General features: G+C 54.7%; 22 protein-coding genes. 13 read left to right on the plus strand and 9 right to left on the minus strand.

All coding sequences use genetic code 11. The features are described from left to right. Window positions 1–12: 12 nt before the first annotated feature. From coaE to Q3Y58_RS16220, 4 genes are read right to left on the minus strand one after another with little or no spacing between them, the layout of a single operon-like run. Entirely contained in the window at window positions 13–600 is a 588-nt protein-coding gene (coaE, locus tag Q3Y58_RS16205; protein WP_274217668.1) for a dephospho-CoA kinase, read from the minus strand. After that, window positions 600–1,433: a shikimate dehydrogenase gene (locus tag Q3Y58_RS16210; RefSeq protein ID WP_319622947.1), complete on the minus strand. Its 834-nt coding sequence runs from the start codon at window positions 1,431–1,433 to the stop codon at window positions 600–602. The genes coaE and Q3Y58_RS16210 overlap by 1 nt, the downstream gene beginning before the upstream one ends. Further along, a complete protein-coding gene (locus tag Q3Y58_RS16215) occupies window positions 1,430–2,026 on the minus strand; it encodes a Maf family protein (protein ID WP_319622948.1) in 597 nt (198 codons plus the stop codon). The genes Q3Y58_RS16210 and Q3Y58_RS16215 overlap by 4 nt, the downstream gene beginning before the upstream one ends. A gap of 52 nt (window positions 2,027–2,078) precedes the next feature. Continuing rightward, window positions 2,079–2,924 carry a pyruvate, water dikinase regulatory protein gene (locus Q3Y58_RS16220; protein ID WP_319622949.1) on the minus strand — a complete coding sequence of 282 codons (846 nt, stop codon included), beginning with the start codon at window positions 2,922–2,924 and terminating at the stop codon, window positions 2,079–2,081. 428 nt (window positions 2,925–3,352) lie between these two features. Here Q3Y58_RS16220 and hemE point away from each other — a divergent pair, with 428 nt between their 5' ends. The 4 genes from hemE (at window position 3,353) to Q3Y58_RS16240 (ending at window position 7,021) form a co-directional block, all read left to right on the plus strand. Continuing rightward, complete coding sequence (gene hemE, locus Q3Y58_RS16225; RefSeq protein ID WP_319622982.1) at window positions 3,353–4,384, plus strand: uroporphyrinogen decarboxylase; 1,032 nt, start codon at window positions 3,353–3,355, stop codon at window positions 4,382–4,384. 25 nt (window positions 4,385–4,409) lie between these two features. Then, complete coding sequence (gene hemJ / locus Q3Y58_RS16230) at window positions 4,410–4,838, plus strand: protoporphyrinogen oxidase HemJ (protein ID WP_319622950.1); 429 nt, start codon at window positions 4,410–4,412, stop codon at window positions 4,836–4,838. A gap of 254 nt (window positions 4,839–5,092) precedes the next feature. After that, window positions 5,093–6,358 (plus strand): transcription termination factor Rho, encoded by a 1,266-nt coding sequence (rho, locus tag Q3Y58_RS16235; RefSeq protein WP_274217662.1) that lies wholly within the window; start codon window positions 5,093–5,095, stop codon window positions 6,356–6,358. A gap of 87 nt (window positions 6,359–6,445) precedes the next feature. Continuing rightward, a complete protein-coding gene (locus Q3Y58_RS16240) occupies window positions 6,446–7,021 on the plus strand; it encodes a GNAT family N-acetyltransferase (RefSeq protein ID WP_319622951.1) in 576 nt (191 codons plus the stop codon). A gap of 123 nt (window positions 7,022–7,144) precedes the next feature. On the opposite strand, the gene Q3Y58_RS16245 is transcribed toward Q3Y58_RS16240, so the two are convergent. Next, on the minus strand, window positions 7,145–9,187 hold the full coding sequence (locus Q3Y58_RS16245) for a thioredoxin domain-containing protein (RefSeq protein ID WP_319622952.1): 2,043 nt from the start codon (window positions 9,185–9,187) through the stop codon (window positions 7,145–7,147). 53 nt (window positions 9,188–9,240) lie between these two features. Between Q3Y58_RS16245 and mnmE the strand changes: the two genes are divergently transcribed. The 5 genes from mnmE to Q3Y58_RS16270 all read left to right on the plus strand — a co-directional run bounded on the left by mnmE (window position 9,241) and on the right by Q3Y58_RS16270 (window position 15,261). Continuing rightward, window positions 9,241–10,602: a tRNA uridine-5-carboxymethylaminomethyl(34) synthesis GTPase MnmE gene (gene mnmE, locus Q3Y58_RS16250; RefSeq protein ID WP_319622953.1), complete on the plus strand. Its 1,362-nt coding sequence runs from the start codon at window positions 9,241–9,243 to the stop codon at window positions 10,600–10,602. Between the two features lie 256 nt (window positions 10,603–10,858). Next, entirely contained in the window at window positions 10,859–12,739 is a 1,881-nt protein-coding gene (mnmG, locus tag Q3Y58_RS16255) for a tRNA uridine-5-carboxymethylaminomethyl(34) synthesis enzyme MnmG (protein WP_319622954.1), read from the plus strand. A gap of 4 nt (window positions 12,740–12,743) precedes the next feature. Beyond that, the gene (gene rsmG / locus Q3Y58_RS16260; protein ID WP_319622955.1) at window positions 12,744–13,415 is read left to right on the plus strand and encodes a 16S rRNA (guanine(527)-N(7))-methyltransferase RsmG; all 672 of its coding nucleotides are present in this window, start codon (window positions 12,744–12,746) and stop codon (window positions 13,413–13,415) included. Further along, window positions 13,412–14,239, plus strand: a complete 828-nt coding sequence (locus Q3Y58_RS16265) for a ParA family protein (protein WP_274217656.1) — start codon at window positions 13,412–13,414, stop codon at window positions 14,237–14,239. The genes rsmG and Q3Y58_RS16265 overlap by 4 nt, the downstream gene beginning before the upstream one ends. A 125-nt stretch (window positions 14,240–14,364) precedes the next feature. Next, window positions 14,365–15,261, plus strand: coding sequence for a ParB/RepB/Spo0J family partition protein (locus tag Q3Y58_RS16270; RefSeq protein WP_274217655.1), 897 nt, complete (start codon window positions 14,365–14,367; stop codon window positions 15,259–15,261). A 147-nt stretch (window positions 15,262–15,408) separates the two neighbouring features. Here Q3Y58_RS16270 and holA read toward each other — a convergent pair whose 3' ends face one another. The 3 genes from holA to leuS are packed head-to-tail and all read right to left on the minus strand — an operon-like array spanning window position 15,409 to window position 19,656. Next, entirely contained in the window at window positions 15,409–16,443 is a 1,035-nt protein-coding gene (gene holA / locus Q3Y58_RS16275; protein WP_319622956.1) for a DNA polymerase III subunit delta, read from the minus strand. A 14-nt stretch (window positions 16,444–16,457) separates the two neighbouring features. Continuing rightward, complete coding sequence (gene lptE / locus Q3Y58_RS16280; RefSeq protein WP_319622957.1) at window positions 16,458–17,054, minus strand: LPS assembly lipoprotein LptE; 597 nt, start codon at window positions 17,052–17,054, stop codon at window positions 16,458–16,460. After that, entirely contained in the window at window positions 17,041–19,656 is a 2,616-nt protein-coding gene (gene leuS / locus Q3Y58_RS16285) for a leucine--tRNA ligase (RefSeq protein ID WP_319622958.1), read from the minus strand. Before leuS ends, lptE begins: the two co-directional genes overlap by 14 nt. 223 nt (window positions 19,657–19,879) lie before the next feature. Between leuS and Q3Y58_RS16290 the strand changes: the two genes are divergently transcribed. Then, the gene (locus tag Q3Y58_RS16290; RefSeq protein WP_319622959.1) at window positions 19,880–20,563 is read left to right on the plus strand and encodes a YggS family pyridoxal phosphate-dependent enzyme; all 684 of its coding nucleotides are present in this window, start codon (window positions 19,880–19,882) and stop codon (window positions 20,561–20,563) included. Here Q3Y58_RS16290 and Q3Y58_RS16295 read toward each other — a convergent pair. Then, a complete protein-coding gene (locus tag Q3Y58_RS16295) occupies window positions 20,560–21,540 on the minus strand; it encodes an alpha/beta hydrolase (protein WP_319622960.1) in 981 nt (326 codons plus the stop codon). The genes Q3Y58_RS16290 and Q3Y58_RS16295 overlap by 4 nt on opposite strands. Before the next feature lie 400 nt (window positions 21,541–21,940). On the opposite strand from Q3Y58_RS16295, the gene ffh reads away from it, so the two are divergent. From ffh to rpsP, 3 genes are read left to right on the plus strand one after another with little or no spacing between them, the layout of a single operon-like run. Beyond that, complete coding sequence (ffh, locus tag Q3Y58_RS16300) at window positions 21,941–23,482, plus strand: signal recognition particle protein (protein WP_319622961.1); 1,542 nt, start codon at window positions 21,941–21,943, stop codon at window positions 23,480–23,482. 1 nt (window position 23,483) lies between these two features. Beyond that, window positions 23,484–23,807 (plus strand): chorismate mutase, encoded by a 324-nt coding sequence (locus Q3Y58_RS16305; protein WP_274217648.1) that lies wholly within the window; start codon window positions 23,484–23,486, stop codon window positions 23,805–23,807. Between the two features lie 10 nt (window positions 23,808–23,817). After that, window positions 23,818–24,213, plus strand: a complete 396-nt coding sequence (rpsP, locus tag Q3Y58_RS16310; protein WP_274217647.1) for a 30S ribosomal protein S16 — start codon at window positions 23,818–23,820, stop codon at window positions 24,211–24,213. Window positions 24,214–24,215: the final 2 nt, after the last annotated feature.

The raw sequence follows: 24,215 nt of genomic DNA on the forward strand, positions 1-24,215 counted from the left end.
GTCTGATCCAGTTCAGGCCATGTAGGCCAGCGTGTTCATTACCTTGGAGACATCAAAACGTGCGGTCTCCAATCCTCGCCCGCTATCAACGATGAAATGAGCGCGTTTCCTTTTGTCCGCATCGGGCATCTGCTTTGCAAGGATAGACTGGAACTTTTCCTCGCTCATCCCCGGTCTATCAAGGACGCGCTGGCGCTGAACTTCAGCGCTGGCAGAGACCACGCAGACAGCGCGAACCCGGTCCGGGACCCATTTTTCAAGCAGGAGCGGGATATCCAACACGGCAACGCGGCGACGCTCCTCGCGGGCGCGCTGCAAGAAGGCAAGCTCTTCTTCATGCACCAAAGGGTGCACGATGGCCTCTAGCTGAGCCATTGCCGCCTTGTCGGACAAGACAATCTTGCCCAAAGCAGCCCGGTCAATGACGCCGTTTTTGGAAACGCCAGGGAACGCCTGTTCCACCGGTGCAACGGCGCGCCCGGAATAAAGACGATGAACAGCTGCATCTGCGTCATAAACGGCCGCACCCGCCTCAGCAAACATCTTTGCCGTGGTGGATTTTCCCATGCCAATGGAGCCGGTGAGGCCGAGTACGATCATCAGAGCAACCCCATGTCCTTCAAAATGACCTCACGCAGCTCCTCTGTCACTTCCGGGCGCTTGCCGAACCATTTTTCAAATCCGGGAACTGCCTGATGAAGCAACATGCCAAGGCCATCGACCACGCGATTGCCCCGCGCTTTCGCAGCAACGAGAAGGTCTGTCATCAACGGCGTGTAGACGATGTCTGTGACCACCGCCGTTGAGGGAAGGAGGTTCAGTTCGATTTCCAAGGGGCGCTGCCCCGCCATGCCTAGCGCGGTTGTATTCACAAGAAGATCACAGCCTTCCAGAGCTTTTGAACGACTTTCCCACAGTTCGCAGCGGACCGGTTCGCCAAAATGGCTTTGTAATCCTTCAGCTTTTTCCAGCGTTCGGTTCAGCAAGAGGATCTCTTGATAACCTCGGTGTTGCAAAGCCCACAGGATTGCACGGGCGGCACCACCAGCACCCAGAACAACGGCTTTGCCCTTGCGTTCATCCCACCCCGGCGCGCGCTGGTCCAGATTTCCGAGAAAACCAAGGGCATCGGTGTTGGAGCCGTTCAGGCGTCCCTCATCATCTAGCCAGAGCGTGTTGACGGCACCGATCTGCCTTGCCGCATCATCAAGGATTTCTGCCGCCTCAAGCGCGGTTTCCTTGTTCGGAATGGTGACGTTGACGCCGACCAGTCCGTTTTCCTTCAAATTTTGAAGGAAGGAGAGGGCATTTTCTGGAGGCAAATCAACACGCCCATATTCGCCTTCAATGCCATAGGTCTTCAGCCAGAAGCCGTGAATAAGGGGGGAACGCGAATGTTTGATCGGATGCCCGGTGACTGCAGCCTTCCTCATTTCAAGAGGCTTCCCTGTTCGCGCAGGAAATTGAGTACCGGCAGCAAAGGCAGGCCGAGGACAGTGAAGTAATCGCCGTCGATGCGGTTAAAAAGCTGAACGCCGAGGGACTCCAACTGATAGGCGCCAACGCTCGACAGGATTGGTTCGCCTGCGCGGGCGATGTAGTCATCCAAGAAAGCGTCTGAAAGGTGTCGAACGCTCAAGGTGGCAGTGGACAGGTCCTCCCAGACAACTTCTCCATCTCGAGAGATGCAAACGGCAGAATGGAGGCTGTGGCTCTTGCCCGAGAACGCGGCAAGCTGTGCCCGGGCCGCATCAAGATCAGCTGGTTTTGTCAGGCGCTTTCCTTCAAAGTCCAGGATCTGGTCTGCCCCGATGACAAGAGCGCCGGGACGGCGAGAAGAAACCTCACAGGATTTTGCACGTGCCAGTTCTACAGCGATCTGCGTTGGTGAAGCACCGCTTTCCAGCATGGGTTCTTCAAGGGCGCGTTCATCAACCTTTGCCGGGTCAACATCAAAGGAAAGGCCGGCGTTTTTCAAAAGCGTGGCACGCACCGCACTGCCGCTCGCGAGGATCAAATCGGTCATCTGTCACCTGAGGTTTGGCTCAATGGGTCTTCGGTTTTTCCTTAGATAGCGATCAGGGCGCATAATGTCGATCATGACCTTTGTGCTCGCGCAGCAAGCTCATGATTTCAGCGGCAGTTTCTTCAATGGAACGGCGCGTGACATCAATCAGCGGCCAGCCTTGCTCCTTACACAGTTTCTTGGCGCGAATGATTTCCTGAGCTATGAGTTTCCTGTCGATATAGCTGTCATCATCCGTTGAAGAAATTGTGGAGAGAACTCTGTTTTGGCGGATGTCGCGAATGCGCTCCGCGCTGGCTGTAAGCCCGACAACCAGCGGTTTTCTCAGCTTCATGAGCTGCCGTGGCGGCTTTATTTCGGGAACGAGAGGAACATTCGCAGCCTTGATGCCTCTGTTTGCGAGATAAATGCAGGTAGGGGTCTTTGAAGTGCGGCTGACACCCACAAGAACCACGTCCGCCAGCTCCAGATCCTCTTTGATCTGACCATCGTCGTGCAGCATGGTGTAATTCAGCGCTTCCATTCGCTCGAAATATTCCTCGTCCAGCGCGTGTTGGCCGCCAACGCGTGGAGAAATGTCCACGTTGAGGAAAGAGCTGAAGACGTTATGGACCGGCCGCAGGACATTTACGCAAGGCGTGCCAATTCTCTGGCAGGCCCGCTCCAACTGGTCGGCGAATTTGGGCTCCACCAAGGTGTAAAGCACGATGCCGGGAGCACTCTCTATTTCGGAAATGACACGATCGAGCTGCCGTTCCTGCCGAATGAGCGGATAAACGTGCTCAATCGGCCTGGTGTTTTCAAACTGGGCGGTCACAGCGCGGACAACAGTCATCAAAGTTTCGCCTGTTGAATCCGAAATCATGTGTAAATGAAACACGTTAGCCTGGTTTCCCATATTGTAATCCCCACGGTCGTGAATGACTCTAGGATAACTCGCCCATTCGTTGAGTCGGCATGAAATTCATACCCGCAAAGCAAAATCGATCAACAGATGGAAATTCGTGGAACATCTCTCACGAAATGATCTTGGAACTCTGGATTGCACAACGAGCTCTTCACGTATTCACAGGATTCAAAAAAAATAATTCCTCGGTTATTCAGGGTAGGCCATTTTTCAAGCTATTGAAATTTCAAATTTTTCTCCCTTATTGACTCCATGGCAAACTTTTCCACGGACCTCGCGGTTCTGATTGTTCTTTCTCGATTGAGCTCTGGGTGAATTGTGGATGTGGTTTGATCCTTGTAATTCACTCCCTAATAGAAAAAACAGAGTCCTCATAAATGAGGATTCTATTAGAACTGGACTTGGATAAGGGTAAGGCGATGAAAGCTCAGGACAGGGCGCTCGTAAGAGTGTTGAACGGCGAAAAACTCGAACGACCGCCCATTTGGATGATGCGACAGGCAGGACGGTACCTGCCGGAGTACAGAGCAGAGCGGGCCAAGGCACCAAACTTTCTCGATTTTTGCTACAATCCGGACCTGGCCACCGAAGTCACTCTCCAGCCGATCCGCCGTTTTGGCTTTGATGCAGCCATTCTGTTTTCCGACATCTTCGTTGTGCCAGATGGCTTAGGCTATCCAGTTCGCTTTGAAGAGGGACGTGGTCCTGTTCTGGAACCCTTGTCAGCAGAGCTGGTGAACAAGCTCGATCAAGCGCGCACCATGAAGCACCTTGAGCCGGTCATAGAGACCGTTTCACGCCTGCGTGCTGAGCTGCCTACGGAAACAACCCTGTTGGGCTTCTGTGGCGCTCCCTGGACCGTTGCCTGCTATTCCGTGGCCGGTCATACCACCCAGGACCAAACGGCCGCCAGAATAGGCTCCTACACCGATCCGGTTCTCCTGCAGTCCTTCATCGATCATTTGGTGGAGGCTTCTGCGACATACCTGATTGCCCAACACGACGCGGGCGCGGATGCACTGCAGATTTTTGACACCTGGGCGGGCGTTCTCGACGATCTTGGCTTTGAGCGCTGGTCTATCGCGCCAACCAAGGCCCTGATTGCAAAAGTGAAGGCTGAACGCCCTGAAGCCAAGATCATCGGTTTTCCAAAGGCCTCAGCAGCACGGCTGCATCGTTTCGCCGATGAAACCGGCGTTGATGCGCTTGGTCTAGACTGGAGCGTGCCGGCAGATGTTGCACAGGCTCTTCAACAGAAGCTTCCTGTACAAGGCAACCTGGATCCAATGCGTCTGGTTGCTGGTGGGCTTGCGCTTGATGAAGGGATTGACTATGTGCTCGATACCTTCAAAAACGGACCACATATCTTCAATCTGGGTCATGGCGTTACACCTCAAACAAATCCGGATCATGTTGCTCACATGGTCAAACGGGTGCAGGGCCGCGACTAATCACAGTTGTTAGGGGCCTCTCACCATGGCTGATCTTTATCTTTGGATGAAGACGCTGCATATCGTTTCGGTTATCGCGTGGATGGCCGGACTGTTTTATCTGCCGCGCCTGTTTGTCTATCACACGGGCGCGGAGGTTGGCTCTGAAATGAGTGAGACCTTCAAGGTGATGGAACGGCGGTTGCTCAAGGCAATCATGGGGCCTGCTATGCATGCTTCATGGGTATTTGGTTTGATCACCGTCTACCTGCTTCATGCCTACCTCGACCTGTGGTTCCTGCTGAAACTATCATTAGTTCTACTAATGACCGTATTTCACGTGAGATTAAGTTGGCATGTTCGTCGTTTTGCTGAGGACAATAATAAGCATTCCGAGCGTTATTTCAGGATTATCAACGAGGTACCGACAGTTCTAATGATAGGAATTGTGATCCTCGTAATTTTTAAACCTTAGAGTTGTTTCAGTTTCACACCAAATCTCAGATATTTCTGAGTTCTTCGTGATTATTAGGCCTTGAAGGAAGGCCTAATTGCCGCTATGTTCGATCCAACTTCAATCAGAGCAGTTTGGTAATCAAGCCTCAAAGGGAGGTCGCCGCAGTTTTCCGCGGTCCTGCCATTCTGTTTATTCCCCACCCATTAAAGTGTTCATTCGTTCTTGAGACTTCTCATCAAGCACAGAACCATTAGAGAAAACGACCCCAGTTGATGCGGGAAATGAAACTCAAAGATCTCAAATCTAAAACACCGACCGAACTTCTCACATTTGCTGAGGAGCATGAGGTCGAAAACGCAAGCACCCTTCGTAAGCAGGAGCTGCTGTTCGCAATTCTCAAGCGTCTTGCTGAGCAGGACATTGATATTGTGGGCGAGGGTGTTGTTGAAGTCCTTCAGGACGGTTTTGGCTTTCTGCGCTCTCCGGACGCAAACTACCTGCCGGGCCCGGATGACATCTACGTCTCTCCTTCGCAGATCCGACGATTTTCTCTTCGAACCGGTGATACCGTCGAAGGTCAGATCCGAAGCCCGAAGGACGGCGAGCGCTACTTCGCTCTTCTCAAGGTCAACAAAATCAATTTTGAAGACCCAGACAAGGCCCGTCACAAAGTTCATTTCGATAACCTGACGCCTCTTTATCCTGAGGATCGGTTCAACCTCGAAATTGAAAACCCAACGAAGAAAGACTTGTCAGCGCGAGTAATTGATCTCGTCGCACCGTTGGGTAAAGGCCAGCGCGCCCTGATCACCGCGCCGCCACGTACTGGTAAGACTGTTTTCCTTCAAAACATTGCCCAGTCCATCACCACAAATCATCCTGAGTGCTATCTGATCGTCCTTCTCATTGATGAACGTCCAGAAGAAGTGACAGACATGCAGCGCACCGTGAACGGGGAAGTGGTTTCTTCCACGTTTGACGAACCTGCCGCGCGCCACGTTCAGGTGGCTGAGATGGTGATTGAAAAGGCCAAGCGGCTCGTTGAACACGGCCGCGATGTTGTGATCCTGCTGGATTCCATCACACGACTGGGCCGCGCTTACAACACGGTAGTTCCTTCCTCCGGTAAGGTTCTGACGGGTGGTGTGGATGCAAACGCTCTGCAGCGTCCAAAGCGCTTCTTCGGTGCTGCCCGTAACATTGAAGAGGGTGGCTCGCTCACCATCATCGCAACGGCGCTGATTGATACCGGCAGCCGCATGGATGAAGTGATCTTCGAAGAATTCAAGGGCACAGGTAACTCCGAAATCATCCTGGATCGCAAGATCTCCGACAAGCGTGTATTCCCAGCCGTTGATATTCAGCGTTCTGGTACCCGTAAGGAAGAGCTGCTGGTTCCAGCGGACAAGCTGAAGAAGACCTTTGTTCTGCGCCGTATCCTCAACCCTATGGGTACAGTGGATGCAGCGGAGTTCCTGATGGACAAGCTGAGGCAGACCAAGTCCAACGAAGAGTTCTTCGATTCAATGAACACGTAGGCTTTGTACTGCGATCACGTGAAACAGGCCGGTCTCAGAAAATGAGGCCGGCTTTTTTGTTGGTGTACTAATGGGGAGGAGGGGGCAATGCCCATTCAATTGAAAAGTCCTGTCATTGAGACAGAGCGTTTGATCCTGAGGCCGTGGAAGCAGGAGGACCGAGAACACTACTTCACCTTGAGTAGCGATGCAGACGTGATGGCGTACTTTCCAAATGCGCAAATGCAAGAAGAAGCTGATGCGGTTTTTGCGCGTATCTTCGCGCGGCAGGAAGAGGTTGGGCAATGCTTCCCGGTGGTGGAAGAAAAGACCACAGGCGCGTTTCTTGGCTTTTGCGGTCTGAGTGTTCCACGTGGTGATTTGGGCTTGCCCGTGTGGCCTACCGTTGAAATCGGCTGGCGCCTACACAAGGCCCATTGGGGCAAGGGCATCACCCTGGAAGCTGCAAAGGCTTGGCTCGAGTTTGCCTTCCATGAGCTGAAACTGGAAGAAGTGATTGCCTACACGGCACACAACAACATGAAGTCTCGTCGCGTGATGGAGAAACTCGGCATGTCCCGTAATCCAGCCGAGGATTTTCGCATCACCAGTTTGGATCGAGATCATCGCCTGAACCCTCACGTTCTTTACCGGCTTTCGGCTGAGGTTTGGCGGGAAGATTGATTTCTCAGGAAATCTTGTTTCACGTGAATCCTGATTGCGATGGTAAGTTTCACGTGAATCCTCCAAATTTGGAGAGGGGAGCAGGGGCTTTTTATGGCTCTGCTCTTTGTTTTTCGGGAACATTCAGGAGATGCGCTGGATCTCTTCTTCAATGGCCTCAGCTGTGAAAAGAGGGACACTGCAACCGTTTTCAGAACAAATCAAAACCTGCGATGCGGCTGCATCGGGCTTGGTCGTGACAGTGGCGAACCAAGCGGGATCGCCACTTTTCCAAGCAACGGAAACCTGTTCTGTCTCTCTATCCGGAGAGAGGGTGATCTCTGCCTTTTTGAACCGTGTCCGGGTGTCGAGGGCATTGAGAAGGGCGGCGGTTCCGAAGATGTTTGCTCTGATCTCTCCGGTGAAGCTGGCGATCAGCTTGTCTGCGCGCTCGCGATAGGCCGCATCATCAGTCAGCATCCAGTATTCGACCAGCGCGTTAGCGGCGACCGCGTTATAGTTCGGGATGGCTTCATCCATCGCATGATAGGGCCGCACAAGAAGATCAGCAGCGCTTTCTGAGGTCATATAGTAGCCGCCTTGAGGGTGGGCATAGCGTGCATCCAATTGATCGAGAAGTGCCTTTGCTTTGCCAATCAGGGCGCTTTTCTTTTCCGGGTCATCCTCTATCCGAGCCAGAGCAAGGGCTGCACGGGCGAGGTGGGCATAGTCTCCCGCAAAGGCGGCTGGGCCCTTCACTCCTTTGCGAATGGAGTGGATCATGGAGCCGTCAGTCTCTCTCATGTGCGTTTCGATAAACTCGAAAATTCTGTGAGCTAAAGTCCTCAATTGGCTCTTCAACGATTCACGTGAAACAATTTGGTAACCATGTGCGAGGGCTGAGATCAGCATGGCATTCCAGTCGAGAAGCACCTTGTCATCTCTATGGGGACGGATCCGTTTTGCACGCTCCTCTAGCAGCAGAGCAAGACAGGCTGAGAGCTGACCTTCCTCTTCCTCCGTCAACGGGCGGGGCAGGGGGCGTGATCGGTTCAAAATGGTTGTGCCTTCCCAGTTGCCCTGTGGCTGAACATCATAGACAGCGCGGAACAGCTCGATGTTGTTCTCTGGGAGAAGGTTGGAGAGTTCCTCATCGGTCCAGACATAGAACTTGCCCTCAACGCCTTCGCTGTCTGCATCAAGCGCAGCTGAGACACCGCCTTCCGGCAGCACCATCTCACGCTCGATCCAGTCGACCGTTTCAGAAAGGCGGCGAATGAAGAGCGGATCCTGTGTGTGGCAATAGGCCCAGCACAGATGATCAATGTACTGGGCGTTGTCGTAGAGCATCTTTTCAAAGTGGGGGACGAGCCAGTTCTCATCGACCGAATAGCGGGCAAGGCCGCCGCCCACATGGTCGTAGATGCCGCCCTGGCTCATCATGCGCAGGCTTTCGGCATGAAGATCAATGAGGTCTTTGTTGTGCTCGCGATGGCCGGTTCTCAGAATGAGCTCCATGACAGAGGCTTGAGGGAACTTCGGCGCCCCACGCAAGCCGCCAAGCTCACGGTCTATCATTGAGGAAAGACGCTCTCCGGCTGCGCTGACAAGCCCCTGATCAACTGCGGAGGGTTGCTTGGGGCGCTCGTTCAGCACCATCAAAAGGGATTGCCGATTGGTCTCTACGGTGTCCTGATCATTGGCGAAAGTGTTGGCCACGGCGTTCAATACTTGCTTGAACGAGGGGCGTCCGTAGCGCGCTTCCTTTGGATAGTAGGTGCCGCCCCAAACGGGTTCTGCCTCTGATGTGAGGAACATGGTCAAAGGCCAGCCGCCTTGTTCGCCCAAGGCATGAAGGGCGCGCATGTAAACCAGATCCACGTCGGGGCGTTCTTCCCGGTCAACCTTGATATTGATGTAGAGATCGTTCATGAGCTCTGCGGTCTCATCGTCCTCAAAGCTCTCATGGGCCATCACATGGCACCAATGGCAGGCAGAGTAGCCGACAGAAAGAAGAATGGGCTTGCCCGTCCGCTTGGCTTCTGCCATTGCCTCAGAACCCCATTCCCACCAGTGTACAGGGTTATTTTTATGTTGAAGAAGGTAGGGGCTTGAAGCGTTTTTTAAGCGGTTCTCTGGCATAGCGAAAGCCTGTCCTGACACTGGTAGATGGCAATTGAAGTTCATAGTTCTAGGGTAATGACAGTCCGGGCGAGAACAAGGTTTTGGAAGAAGATAATATGAATAATTTGAGTGCTGGCCGCAGAGATACGATTTTCGCCTTGTCCAGTGGGGCTTTGCCATCCGGCGTTGCTGTCATTCGTCTTTCAGGACCACAGAGCCGGGATGCGTTGCGCCTCCTGATAAAAGGTAAATTTCCTGTTTCACGTGAATCATCACTTCGGAAACTTTATCACCCTGTGGATGGAAGCGTTCTCGATGAGGCCTTGGTGCTGTGGTTTGAAGGCCCAAACAGCTTTACTGGCGAGGACACTGTTGAGCTTCATTGCCACGGTGGTCGGGCTGTGGTCTCTGCCGTGCTGCGGGCGCTGTCAGAGATGGAGGGCCTTCGTCCGGCAGAGCAGGGGGAATACACCCGCCGCGCCTTTCATAATGGCAAGCTGGATCTCACAGAGGTAGAAGGCCTTGCGGACCTCATAGACGCGGAAACAGAGGCGCAGCGACGCCAGGCTCAGCGACAAATGTCCGGCGCGCTGGGTGAGCTTTACAACGGATGGCGCGAGAGCTTGATCCGAAGTCGCGCCTTTATCGAGGCGGAGCTGGATTTTGCTGATGAGGAGGATGTGCCGGACTCTGTCTCTGATGAAGTGTGGAGCAAGGTCAGCACCTTGAAAGCTGATATAGAAGCGCACCTGAGCGACGCAAGGCGAGGCGAACGCTTGCGAAGCGGTCTCGTGGTGGTTCTGCTCGGGCCGCCCAATGCGGGCAAGTCCAGTCTCATGAACAAGCTGGCGCGAAGAGATGTGGCGATTGTGACCCCTGAAGCTGGCACGACCCGCGATGTGTTGGAAGTACATCTGGATCTGGGCGGCTATCCTGTGACCCTGATAGATACCGCCGGACTGAGAGAAAATGCCGGTTTGGTTGAAAGGGAGGGGATTAAACGAGCGCTGGCTTCAGCCGAGAATGCGGACCTTATCCTATGGACGCAAGGCCTTGATGGCATCTCAGAACCCTTGCCAGAGCATTTGAAAGATGGTGCGGCAAAGGTCTGGATCGTGAAGACGAAGGCGGATCTGGCGGCAGGGGTGGACCCGGTTAAGGGAGAAAATTTACCTTTTGTTTACTCTAGTACTCACAGTGATGATGGCATGGATGCGCTTCTGGCGAAGCTGACAGCGTTCGCAGAAGAGAATATCGGCAATTTCGAAAACCCTCTGATCACCCGGGAGCGCTACCGCTCTCATTTAAGCTTGTGCGTTGAAGCGTTGGATCGCGCCATTGCTGGCGCGCATTTGCCGTTGGAACTGCGAAGCGAAGAGCTTCGCATGGCCGCAGAACAGCTCGGGCGCATCACTGGGCGCATCGATGTAGAAGATCTTCTGGACGTGATTTTTAGGGACTTCTGCATAGGTAAATGAGCGAGCCTGTTTCACGTGAAACCATCACATGTCAAGGCGCGTTGATTACCGTGGATAATTCAGTGGAGAATCTTGCCTGGTTAAATCAGTGTCACAGCACTGCGAATCGGCTGCATCAAAGCTTTGACCTTAGGCAACGGCTCATGTATTTATCCTCCAACTTGTTGCAAGTCCGAAGCATATAGAGAGCCGGTCAGAAATCAGCGCCGATCAAGCGAGCTGCACGATAAACCGAGCCAACTTTAGGAAGAGAAGAGTGACCACAGATACTCTGCGCTTTGACGTGATTGTCATTGGCGGTGGCCACGCTGGTTGTGAAGCCGCGGCCGCTGCAGCCCGCACAGGCGCCAGGACCGCTCTGGTGACCCACCGGTTCGACACCATCGGTGTGATGTCCTGCAATCCTGCTATTGGCGGTCTGGGGAAGGGCCATCTGGTACGCGAGATTGACGCTCTTGATGGCCTGATGGGGCGTGTTGCTGATGCTGCGGGCATCCAGTTTCGTATGCTGAACCGACGCAAGGGGCCAGCAGTGCAGGGGCCGCGCGCTCAGGCGGACCGCAAGCTTTATCGTGAAGCCATGCAGCGCGAGATCTCTGCGATTGAGAATCTTGAAGTGGTTGAAGGGGAGGCGGATACGCTGATCCTGGACAGCGGCGTGTTGCAAGGCATCTTGATGGCGGATGGGCGGCGGCTGGAAGCCTGCGCGGTGGTTCTTACCACCGGTACTTTCTTGCGCGGCATGATTCACGTGGGGTTGGAGAAAACGCCAGCCGGACGTGATGGTGAAAAACCAGCCTTGGGCCTGTCTGCTTCGTTGGAAGCAATCGGCCTGCGTCTTGGACGCCTTAAAACGGGTACTCCAGCGCGCCTCGACGGTCGCACCATAGACTGGGACCAGTTGGTGGAGCAGCCGGGTGATGAGGCTCCTGAGCCATTCTCCACGCTGACGGAGAAGATTACAGTTCCGCAGGTTTCCTGCTACATCACCCGCACGACCATGGAAACCCACGACATCATTCGCGCGAACCTAGATCGCTCGGCCATGTATTCCGGTGAGATCAAGGGAAGGGGGCCACGCTACTGTCCTTCGATTGAAGACAAGGTGGTGCGTTTCGGCGATCGGGATGGCCATCAGGTATTCCTTGAGCCCGAAGGCCTTGATGATCATACAGTTTATCCAAACGGCATTTCTACTTCTCTTCCCGTGGACGCCCAGCTTGCGTTCCTGAAGACAATTCCCGGCCTTGAAAAGGTTGAGGTGATCAAGCCCGGTTACGCCATCGAGTACGATCATATTGACCCAACTGAGCTGCGTCCGACACTGGAAGTGAAGAAGCAGAAAGGGCTGTTTCTCGCTGGTCAGATCAACGGGACGACGGGCTATGAGGAAGCAGGTGCCCAAGGGCTGTTGGCAGGCCTGAACGCGGCGCGGCTGGCGAAGGGTGAGGAGCCAATCATTGTTGGCCGTGCTGATGCCTATATCGGCGTAATGGTTGATGATCTGGTGACCCGCGGCGTGACAGAGCCTTACCGTATGTTCACTTCGCGGGCGGAGTATCGCTTGTCCCTGCGCGCGGACAATGCCGACCAGCGGTTAACCCCTTTGGGGCTTGAATGGGGATGCGTTGGTGAGGTGCGACGCGATGCGTTTGCGACCAAAAAGGCTGCGCTGGACGAAGTGACAGCCTTGATGAAATCCCTCGTGATTTCACCCAATGAAGGGCGCAAGTATGGCCTGCCGATAAATCAGGATGGGGTCAAGCGCAGTGCCTTTGACCTGTTGGCCTATCCGAACATTACATTGGACATGCTGCTGGATGTTTTCGAGGAGCTGAAAAGCGTTGATCGGGCAATTGCAGATCAGGTAGCGATTGATGCCATGTACGCTGTTTACCTCGAACGCCAGTCTGCGGATATCGAAGCGCTGAGGAAAGACGAAGCGCTGAGCATTCCTGCGGATCTAGATTACAGCGCCATGGCGGGTCTATCTAATGAAGTTAGACAAAAGTTGGAGGCGGTGCGGCCAAGTACGATAGGGCAGGCATCGCGAGTGGATGGGGTGACCCCTGCAGCGTTAACCTTGTTGCTAGGGCATGTGCGCCGTAATGGCTTGCGCGCGGCACAAACTGGATAGTCTCGTGGCAATTGAAACAGACAAAGAACAAATTAAGGCAGTGCAGGCGATGTATCCGGATGTTTCACATGAAACATTCGAGCGCCTGTCCATTTACGTTGATTTGGTTCGAAAATGGCAGCCGGCACAGAACCTGATCGCGCCAAAGACAATGGATGAAATCTGGCTGCGCCATGTGGCCGATTCGATTCAGATCCAAAAGGCGCTACCGGAAGCCCGCCGCTGGATGGACTTTGGCAGCGGGGCAGGATTCCCCGGTCTTGTGACAGCAATATTGCTGGCAGATGAGCCGGATGCAGTTGTCCACCTCGTGGAGAGCAATCAACGCAAGGCGGCGTTCCTGCGCACGGTGGCGCGGGAGACGGGTAGCACTGTTAAGGTTCATGCCGGAAGAATCGAAGCCGTTACAAAGGGATGGACCGATCCCATTGATGGTGTTTCAGCGCGTGCCCTGGCTAATTTGCTGGTTTTATGCGGGTTTTCTGCCAGTTTGATTCAACAGGGTGCTACCGCTGTTTTCCACAAAGGGCAAGATTTTCAGAGGGAGATTGAAGAAGCTTCTCACGAGTGGACCCTAGATCTGGTAGAACAGAGAAGTCGAGTAGATCCGCTAAGTCGCGTTCTGATTATTCGGGGTATAGAACCTGCGACGGCTGGACGGGGACCTGTCTCATGAATTTATTGCCTCAATCACCGCGGGTTTTGACGCTTGCCAACCAGAAGGGCGGCGTTGGGAAAACCACCACAGCCATCAATTTGGGCACGGCTTTGGCCGCCATTGGTGAGCGTGTGCTGGTTATCGACCTGGATCCGCAGGGGAATGCGTCCACGGGTCTGGGCATTGACCGGCAATCCCGTGAGTACTCTACCTATGATGTTTTATGTGGCGATTGCTCGCTTCAGGAGGCGCTTCAGGAAACAGCTGTGCCGCGCCTTTGGATCGCGCCATCGACCATGGATCTGTTGGGTGTGGAGCTGGAGATATCTTCTGCGTCTGACAGAGCGTTTCGGTTGCGAAACGCAATTAACGGTCTTGCCAAGATGGCAGAGCAGGGACGGGCGCAAGGGTTCTCTTACGTGCTGGTGGATTGTCCGCCATCCCTGAACTTGCTCACCATCAATGCGCTGAGCGCTTCGCACTCCATTCTGGTGCCGCTGCAATGCGAGTTTTTCGCGTTGGAGGGGTTGAGCCAGTTGCTGAGTACGGTGGAACAGGTCAAGCAGACACTCAACGCGGAGCTGAGCATCCACGGCATTGTTTTGACCATGTATGACAGCCGAAACAACCTTTCCAGTCAGGTTGTTCAGGACGTTCGGGAGACAATGGGTGACGCGGTGTATGAAACCGTGATCCCGCGCAACGTGCGTGTTTCCGAAGCTCCGTCCTATGGCAAACCCGCGCTGCTCTACGATTTGAAGTGCTCTGGGTCTCAGGCGTATCTGCGTCTGGCCTCTGAGATCATTCAGCGTGAGCGGGATATGCGTATGGCAGCGGCCTGAGCCTGAGGGCAACAAGGCAGCTGCAGGTTTCGTTAAAAAATTAATGCGTAGTTTGCAAGGGCTGCGCAAAACAGGGGCGTTTGCGCGGCGCTTCGCCCCTACTGGCATCAATTAGGTGAAGAAGAATGGCTAAGTCTGAAGAAGGCGGTCGGAGCAACAAGCGTTTGGGGCGTGGTCTTGCGGCTTTGATTGGGGATGTAAACATCGAAACCGCAAGCCCTTCAGAACGGCCACGGGATGTGCGCAAGGTTCCGATTGAGAACATGCGCCCAAACCCGCGCAATCCGCGCAAATCCTTTGTCGAAGAAGACCTCAGCAGCCTTTCTGAATCGATCCGCGAAAAGGGTATCGTTCAACCAATTCTGGTGCGTCCTCAGCCGAATGTTCCCGGCCACTACGAAATCATTGCTGGTGAGCGCCGCTGGCGTGCCGCGCAGCGCGTGGGTTTGCATGATGCACCGGTGGTGGTTCGCGATGTGACGGATCAGGAAGCACTTGAGCTTGCGATCATTGAAAATGTTCAGCGTGCGGACCTGAACCCGATCGAAGAAGCATTGGGTTATGACCAGCTCATCGAAGAGTTTTCCTACAGCCAGGTAGAGCTTTCAAAGGTGATCGGCAAAAGCCGTAGCCACGTTGCAAATACCTTGCGCCTTCTGAAACTACCGAACTCAGTCAAGGATTATCTGGCGGAAGGTCTTTTGACCGCCGGGCACGCGCGCGCGCTGATCACTGCAGAGGATCCTGCGGCGCTGGCTGATCTCATTGTCGAGAAGGGCCTGACGGTTCGTGATGCGGAACGCCTCGCTCAGGATCCGTCTTTGTTCGAAAAGAAAGATAAGGCGCCTAAGCCAGAAAAAGATGCAGATACCAAGGCTTTGGAAAAGCGCCTTGCTGATGGTCTGGGTCTGAAAGTGGCGATTGCTCACAAGCCTGAGAAGGGCGCTGGAGAGCTGAAGATCAAGTATGCATCGTTGGAGCAGCTTGATGAGGTTTGTCGCCTGCTGGGCATTGAAAACTGATTTAAACGCTATCTCTTAGCTTTAGGAAGCCGGTCTGTTTCACAGGTCGGCTTTTTTGTTTGCTCCCGCATCTAGCTACTCAGCCCAAATATGTTTCGACTTCGAAACGAAGAAGGAAGGCGGTCGCGGCTTTGATTTAGATAAGCCTTAGCGATTGGCGCGATTGGCGTATTGGCCAATCATCAGGAGGGCGTGAGAGAGAATGGCGGGGCCCAGAACCGGATTCAAACGCGCTGCTTTTACCGTATCATTGAGACGCACCAGCGCGCGTTCAAGCTGCTCGGCAGGCCAGATCTCCACCTGACGGACCATTTTGGATTTGCGTTTCCAGAAAACGGGAGGACGTAATCCCCCCACCACATCTTCGGCGCTGCGGCGTTTCATCACCTCCAGCTTGCAAAGATGCAGGGTCTGAAAATGGCGCAGGGCTTGAGAGGCGATAACGCCTGCATCCATACCGCCCGCTTCTAAGCGCTCCAGGCCCTGGTCCAGTGTTTTCAGTTGACCTAACGCAGCGGCATCAATCAGTTCGTCCATAACGAAGGCGGACGCGTCGCCAATGATCTCTTCAACATGGCGGCTTTCAATGCGCTGGTCTTCCATCGCATAAAGGCACAGCTTCTGGAGTTCACCACGGCTTGCCCGTCTATCGGCCCCCAGAAGGCTTTTGAGCGCCATTTTTGCTTCGCGGCTGATGGTGAGGCCTGCGTTGCGCGTTTCCTCGTCAATAAGCCTGTCAACGTCTCTGTCGGTATCTGGAAAACAGGGCAGAGCGACAGCAAGCTTGTCGCTTTCAAACTTCTTGCGCAGCGGCGCGGTCTTTTTCAGATCACCCGCTTCGATCACGATGAAAGAGGGCTGATCGGGATTCTTGAGAAGCAGCTCGACGGCCGGAACAATATTCTTCGAGCTGCCGTCCTTCACCCATATGGTTCGGCGCCCGCCAAACATGGGGATCGTGAGCGCCTCATCAATCAAACGATTTGGATCGTTGCTGATATCGGAGCCGTCCAGTTTGACCTGAGAGAACGGATCGTCGTTCTCTCCGGCCACCTGTTTGATCAGCTGACCCGCGCGTTCACTGACAAGGCCGGTGTCTGGTCCATAGACAAGCACAAGAGACACGGATTCTGGCGGTTTGGCGACAAACCGATCGACTTCCTGTGCTTTAAGCGCGACCATAACCGACCTGTCCGTTAAATTTGGCTGGCAAAGTAACCAGCCAGACGGGCCTGAATGTCCGCTGCCACCACCTTGGCCGCACGGTCTTCTGCATCGCGTTCCGCACGCAGGTTGGCAAAACGCTGGCTGGAGAAGTCATAGGATGCAGAGGCGAAGGAGCGGCCCGTGTAGAGCGTCTTTTCGTTTGCTGCATCTGACAGGATGAAGCTGGCATTCAAGGTCAGATTATAAGCGGAAGGCACGTCTGCCAGTTCTTCAACGCCGACTTCGCTCTCGATTTTGTTGACGAGGATCTTGATGCGATACTGGGTAGGCAGACCATCGCCGCCGCGGCGCAGGTTGAACAGCAGTTCATTGCGCAGGAACTGGTTGACGCGTGAAAGGCTTTCACCGCCGATGTCCGCCACTTCCACGTCAATTGATGCCAGCTGCTGTTGAACGGATGTCTCGACCTCTTGACCGTCCGCAGTAAGTGTCACGGCTTTTACGCCATACAGCGGACGAACCTGACAGCCAGCAAGCAAAAGAGCACTTGCAACAACGGCAACACCGCCGAGCAGGGCCCGGCGGTTTGCAAAGGCAGTCTGCGCCTTTAGATCAAACAACGACATTCACGATCCTCTGGGGTACCACAATGACTTTGCGCGGGGCTTTGCCCTCAAGTGCCCGCTGCACAACCTCGTGTGCCAGAGTAGCCGCTTCGACCTCCTCTTTGGAAGAGTCTCTTGCAATTGTTAAGTCACCTTTTTTCTTGCCGTTGATCTGGATCGGCAAGGTGATGGTGTCTTCAACAAGCAGGTCTTCCTCCAGATTTGGCCAGCTGCCTTGGGAAACCAGAGTGGTGTTGCCCAGAACGGCCCAGCATTCCTCAGCAAGGTGCGGCGTGATCGGCGCCATCATATGCAGAAGGTACTCGGCGCTTTCACGCAGGGCGAACACCATGTCTTCACCGGAGAGATCGCTCTGGGATGCCTTGCTGATGGCGTTGAGGAACTCATAGATCTTCGCTACAGCGCGGTTGAAGCCCAGTGAATCGAAGTCTTTTTGAACACCGGCAAGCGTCTTGTGTGTTGTGCGGCGCAGGGCCAGCGCATCATCACCGAAGGTGCCAGGCTTGGTGGCAACTGCCTCTGTTTTTTCTGCGATGTCGTTGATCACGCGCCATACGCGTTGAACGTGGCGCCATGCGCCGAGAACACCGTCCTCGGTCCAAATGATGTCGCGCTCTGGCGGGCTGTCGGACAGAACGAACCAACGGGCAGTATCAGCGCCATAGGTGTCGATGATGTCGGTCGGATCAACCACGTTCTTCTTGGACTTGGACATCTTCTCGACAGAGCCGATCAGAACGTCTTCGCCGGTTTCAAGAAGCGTTGCCTTGCGGCCGCTTTCCAGCTCTTCAATCTTGATGTCAGCCGGGGAAACCCAGCGGCCATCCGAGGAGGCCTTGTAGGTTTCGTGGTTCACCATGCCCTGAGTAAAGAGGCCCTTGAACGGCTCTTTCAGGTCCAGATGCTTGGTGATCTGCATGGCACGGGTGAAGAAGCGGGAGTAGAGCAGGTGCAGGATCGCGTGCTCAATGCCGCCAATATACTGGTCCACCGGCAGCCATGCGTTTGCGGCGGCTGGATCGGTCGGATTGCTGTTTTTAGGATCGGTGAAACGCGCGAAGTACCAGGAAGAATCCACGAAGGTGTCCATGGTGTCGGTTTCGCGCTTGGCGTCCTTGCCACAGCAGGGGCACTTCACATCACGCCAAGTAGGGTGACGGTCCAATGGGTTACCTGGACGGTCAAACGTTACGTCTTCCGGCAGGGTGATTGGCAGGCTATCAACAGGCGCTGGCTGAGGGCCGCAATCATCACAGTGAATGACGGGGATCGGGCAGCCCCAATAGCGCTGGCGGGAGATGCCCCAGTCACGCAAACGATAGTTGATCTCGCGGGTGCCCTGAGGCTTGTCGCCAACCTTCTGCGCTTCCAGCTTTTCAGCAACAGCGTTTTTCGCATCAGAAATGCTGAGGCCGTTCAGGAAGTCAGAGTTAAAGATGCTGCCTTCACCTGTGTAAGCTTCATCTGCGACTTCGAACGTATTCGGGTCTTCGCCCTCAGGCAGAACCACAGCCTTGGCCGGCAGACCGTACTTGCGTGCAAAATCAAGGTCGCGTTGGTCATGAGCCGGGCACGCGAAAATCGCGCCAGTGCCGTAGTCCATGAGGATGAAGTTAGCCACGTAGACCGGCAGCTCCCAGCTTGGATCAAGCGGGTGCTTTACGCGCAGGCCGGTGTCAAAACCCAGCTTGTCTGCGGTCTCAATGGCTTCTTCCGTTGTTCCGATCCGGCGGCACTCAGCAATGAAGGCCTGAAGCTCTTCATTGTCTTCTGACAGCTTCTGCGTGATCGGATGATCCGGAGAAAGGCCCATGAAAGACGCGCCAAACAAGGTGTCCGGGCGGGTGGTGAATATCTCCAGTGCGGTATCGCCGGTCGGCGCAGCCTCTGTGAACTCGAAGAAAACCTTCAGGCCTTCAGAACGGCCAATCCAGTTCTTCTGCATAAGGCGTACTTTTTCCGGCCAGCGGTCAAGGGTGTCCAGACTGTCCAGGAGATCCTCGGAGAACTCGGAGATCTTGAAGAACCACTGGGTCAGCTCTTTCTGTTCGACAGTGGCACCAGAGCGCCATCCCTTGCCGTCGATCACCTGTTCGTTTGCCAGAACGGTCATGTCGACCGGGTCCCAGTTCACCTTGGCGTTCTTTCGGTAGATCAGACCGGCATTGAGAAAATCGATGAAAAGCCGCTGCTGTTGAGCGTAGTAGTCCTCATCACAAGTGGCGAACTCACGGCTCCAGTCCAGAGACAGACCCATGGATTTCAGCTGGCCACGCATGGTGGCGATGTTGTCATAGGTCCAGCCCTTTGGATGGACCTTCTTCTCCATTGCCGCGTTTTCCGCTGGCATGCCAAACGCATCCCACCCCATTGGGTGCAGCACGTTGAACCCGGTTGCGCGCTTGAAACGAGCTACCACATCCCCCATCGCGTAGTTGCGCACATGGCCCATGTGGATGCGGCCGGAGGGGTAGGGAAACATTTCGAGTACGTAGTACTTGTCCCGCGGATCATCGTTGTCCGTGGTGAAAACTTCCTGCTCTTCCCACTTCTTTTGCCAGCGCGCTTCCGTATCGCGCGCGTTGTATCGCTCCGTAGCCATCTATTCCGCCGTATGTTTGCCGTACCCGAAGGGCATTCAAATTCGATTGACCGGACTGTCACCAGAAATTGGTAGTCTGGTCAAGCTTCTGACTGCGGAAAAAACATCAATTGCCAGCGACAAAAGCTTCAGTAGTCGGTATTCATGGATAACCGACGCCAATCACTGTCGCTTCTCATCTGGAAGCGGTTCTAAACCCATTGGAAAAAATCAGAGGATCAAAATGAGCATGGAAGCCGAAACCCGTCTGAACTCGGTACGCGAGGCGATTGCCAAAGCGGAAAAGGACGCGGGCCGCGAGGCAGGGTCCGTGACTCTCATTGCTGTGTCGAAAACATTTGATGCGGACCACATTCGCCCGGTTCTCAGCGCCGGTCAGCGCGTCTTTGGCGAGAACAAGGTTCAAGAGGCCATGAAAAAGTGGCCTGAACTGCGCGATGAGTTTGACGGCGTGGAGCTGCACCTGATTGGCCCGTTGCAATCCAACAAGGCGAAAGAGGCGGTTCAGACCTTCGACGTCATTCACAGCGTGGACCGCGACAAGATTGCCAAGGCCTTGAAAGCCGAAATGGAAAAGCAGGGGAAGCACCCACGGCTTTACATTCAGGTGAACACGGGTGAAGAAGACCAAAAAGCAGGTATTGCGCCGCAAGATGCGGATGCTTTCATTGCCAAGTGCCGCGATGAATACGGTCTTACCATCGAAGGCCTGATGTGTATTCCACCCGTCGACGAAGCACCGGGCATGCATTTTGCGCTGCTTGAGAAGATTGCCCGGCGCAATGGCCTCGACAAGCTCTCCATGGGCATGTCCGCAGACTATGAGATTGCCGTCAAGCACTTGGCTACCCATGTGCGTGTGGGATCAGCCATCTTTGGCGAACGGGATTATTCGCATACCGCCTAACTCACACCCAGAGACTTCAGCCAGTCAAGAATATCCTTGGTGACGCTGTCGTTGTTCTGAGGGCTTACAATATCTCCGGCGTTCACGTGGAATTCGGGATCGCCGGAGGTCTCAACAAGGATGCGCTCCTTGGTTCCACCCCACAAATCGTAGGCCTCGTTGGTCTTTAGAGGATCTACTGTTTTGTCCTTCTCGCTGTAAATGAACAGGGTCGGGATGGTGTTTGTTGAGGGGTCCAGACGTTTGACCGCATCAACACTTGCAGCCATCGGAATGAGTGCTACAGAGGGGTAGGACAGTGTCCAGGCATAGTCTTCTTCCGGCGTTGCACCTGCGGAGCTGCCATAGGTCTGCCCCAGCAACATGGGCACGTAGTATTCGGCATAGGGCGCAGCCAGAAGGAATGCGCCGAAGGCATTGGGGCCGAAGTTCGGTGAAAACAGCACCACCGCCTCTGTGCGTTCCATGATCGGGCTTTGTGAAAGAGCGCCCCAAGCGGCCAGTGAACCACCTGTGGAGGTGGCTATCACGATCGTTTTGTTTCCGATACGACTGGCAATTTCCAAGGCTTCAGCGAGATCGTTCAGCCATGCTGGCAGGGATGACTCTGCCATGGCCGCGCTGCTGCGGCCGTGCCCGGTAAGACGTGTGTAATAAAGATTGGCGCGCAAGGTATCGGCTACCCGGTCTGGAACGGGGCGGATTTCCTCCTTGCTTGCAGAGAATCCGTGGATGTAAACGACGGCGTACTCTGTCTTTTCTTTCGTTTCCGGGTTGGCCCAGATTACCTGTTTCTCCAGCCCCTCGCGCATGTCGTTAAACTTGCTCTCTTCTTCTGCAAGATATGCGTCAATGTCCTCGCCAATGCTGCCGGGATCAAACGTTATCTGTGTATCATCAGAGGCGCGCGGGCCGAAAAAGAAGAGTGCAACCAATGCAATAGCCACAATTGCGATGAAAACGAAAAGATTGCGCATGATAAAGCCCTCGGTGTCCGCCGTGCAACCTTAAGCATATATGCTTATTTCACCAAGACCGTAGACTTGGAGATCCGACTTTCGCGGGGCGAAATTAGGGGAGAAAGCCTCGTTTTCCTTCGTGTTCTGTTCTGAAATGCCGCTTGACTCCCTTGGCCCGTTCGACTAAACCACCCTGAACTCCAGACTTGGATGTCATATGAGCCACTGACCGGGACCCGCAAAGGTATAAAGAGATCCCGGAGGTCAACACCCGACAGCGCGATGCGCCCTCGGGTGCTTTTTTGCTATGCGCTTTGCGTTTTGGCTGGGCTCGCGTGCTTTGGGGATGGAGCGGACCAAGGGGTTCGGTTTAGGATAGCCGACACCTTGAAACCGAACTGAGATTTAAAGGAACGCTATGTTCGATAACCTGTCAGATCGCCTAGGCGGCATTCTCGATAAGCTCACCAAGCGTGGTGCCTTGTCGGAATCCGATGTGAATGAAGCACTGCGCGAGGTCCGCCGTGCCCTCATTGAGGCCGATGTGGCACTGCCGATCGTTCGTTCCTTCACCGACAAGGTGCGAAACCGCGCCGTTGGTTCTGAAGTTGTCAAGTCCATCAAGCCTGGCCAGATGGTCGTCAAGATCGTTCACGACCAGTTGGTGGAAATGCTTGGCACCGAAGGTCAGCCGATCGATCTGAATGCGCCGGCACCTGTCTGCATCATGATGGTCGGTTTGCAGGGCGCAGGTAAAACCACAGCTACCGGCAAGATCGCGCGTCGCCTGACCCACCGCGACAAACGCAAGGTGCTGATGGCCTCCCTTGATACCCGTCGTCCAGCTGCCCAGGAGCAGCTCCGGGTTCTGGGGGAACAGAACAGTGTTGATACGCTGCCGATCATTGAAGGACAGCAGCCGGTTGACATCGCAAAGCGTGCCATCACTGCCGCCAAGCTGGGTGGCTATGATGTGGTCATGCTCGATACCGCGGGCCGCACGCACATTGATGAGCCTCTCATGGGAGAGATGGCGGACATCAAGGCGGCGACCAACCCGCACGAAATCCTTCTGGTTGCCGACGCCTTGACCGGTCAGGACGCGGTTAATCTGGCTAGCAACTTTAACGAGCGTGTTGGCATCACGGGTATCATGCTCACCCGTATGGATGGTGATGGCCGCGGCGGTGCGGCGCTTTCCATGCGCGCGGTGACGGGCAAGCCGATCAAGCTGATTGGTACCGGTGAAAAGGCTGAGGATCTGGAAGACTTCCATCCGAAGCGCATCGCCGACCGCATCTTGGGCATGGGCGATATTGTCTCGCTCGTTGAGAAAGCTTCTGAGGCGATTGACGCCGAAAAAGCGGCTCAGATGGCCAAGAAGATGCAGAAGGGTCATTTTGACCTCAATGATCTGAAAGATCAGCTGCAGCAGATGGAAAAGCTGGGTGGCATGTCCGGTCTCATGGGCATGATGCCGGGCGTGGGCAAGATGAAGAAGCAGCTTGATGCGGCAAACATCGACGACAAGGTGTTCAAGCGTCAGGTGGCAATCATCCAGTCCATGACCAAGACAGAGCGCGAGAAGCCCGAGCTCCTGAAGGCGAGCCGTAAGAAGCGTGTTGCCGCCGGTGCGGGCGTTCAGGTTGCGGATGTGAACAAGCTATTGAAGATGCACCGCCAGATGGCCGACATGATGAAGGCCATGGGTAAGGGCAAAGGCAAGGGCATGCTTGGCAAGATGATGGGCGCCATGGGTGGCGGCATGCCAGGTATGGGCGGCGGAATGCCAAATGTTGACCCCAAGGCGCTGGAACAGATGGCTAAATCTGGTCAGCTGCCGGGCGGCATGGACTTGCCAGGTGGTGGCCTGCCGGGTGGAATGCCTGGTCTTGGCGGCCCAAAATTGCCGGGTATCGGCGGTCCTGGTCTTCCGGGACTAGGCAAGGGGAAGAAGTAACGTGAGCGGATCAGAGGAAACTGAACGTGCCAAGGAAATTCTTGGCGGCCTGCGATCCAGCATCGACAACATTGATGCGGCTCTCGTTCACATGCTGGCTGAAAGGTTTCGTTGCACCAAGGCGGTGGGCGAGCTGAAAGCGGCCCATGATCTTCCACCAGCCGATCCGGCCCGAGAGAAGTTGCAGATTGAGCGCCTGCGCCGTTTGGCGGCAGAGGCAAATCTGGATCCTGATTTTGCCGAGAAGTTCTTGAACTTCATCGTCAAGGAAGTCATTCGACATCATGAAGCCATTGCTGCTGACCGCGGCAAAACTGACTACTAGGAGAATAAAAATGGCTACTAAAATCCGTCTTGCTCGCGGTGGCGCAAAGAAGCGTCCTTTCTACCGCATCGTAATCTCTGACGTTCGTTCCCCACGTGACGGTCGTTTTCTTGAAGTTGTTGGTCGCTACAACCCAATGCTTCCAAAGGACGACGAGAAGCGCGTTGAGCTGAACGAAGAGCGCATCAAGCATTGGCTGGGTCATGGCGCAAAGCCAACCGACCGCGTACACCGTTTCCTCGATGCAGCTGGCATCCTGAAGCGTGACGCACGCAACAACCCAAACAAGGCAAAGCTCGGCAAGAAGGCTCAGGAGCGTCTTGACGAGAAGCTGGCTAAGGAAGCTGAAGCCAAGGCTGCGGCTGAAGAAGCTGCTGCAGAAGCCGCAGAAGCTGCTTCCGAGTAATA

This window comes from Nesiotobacter zosterae (assembly GCF_033843645.1).
Lineage (GTDB): Bacteria > Pseudomonadota > Alphaproteobacteria > Rhizobiales > Stappiaceae > Pseudovibrio > Pseudovibrio zosterae.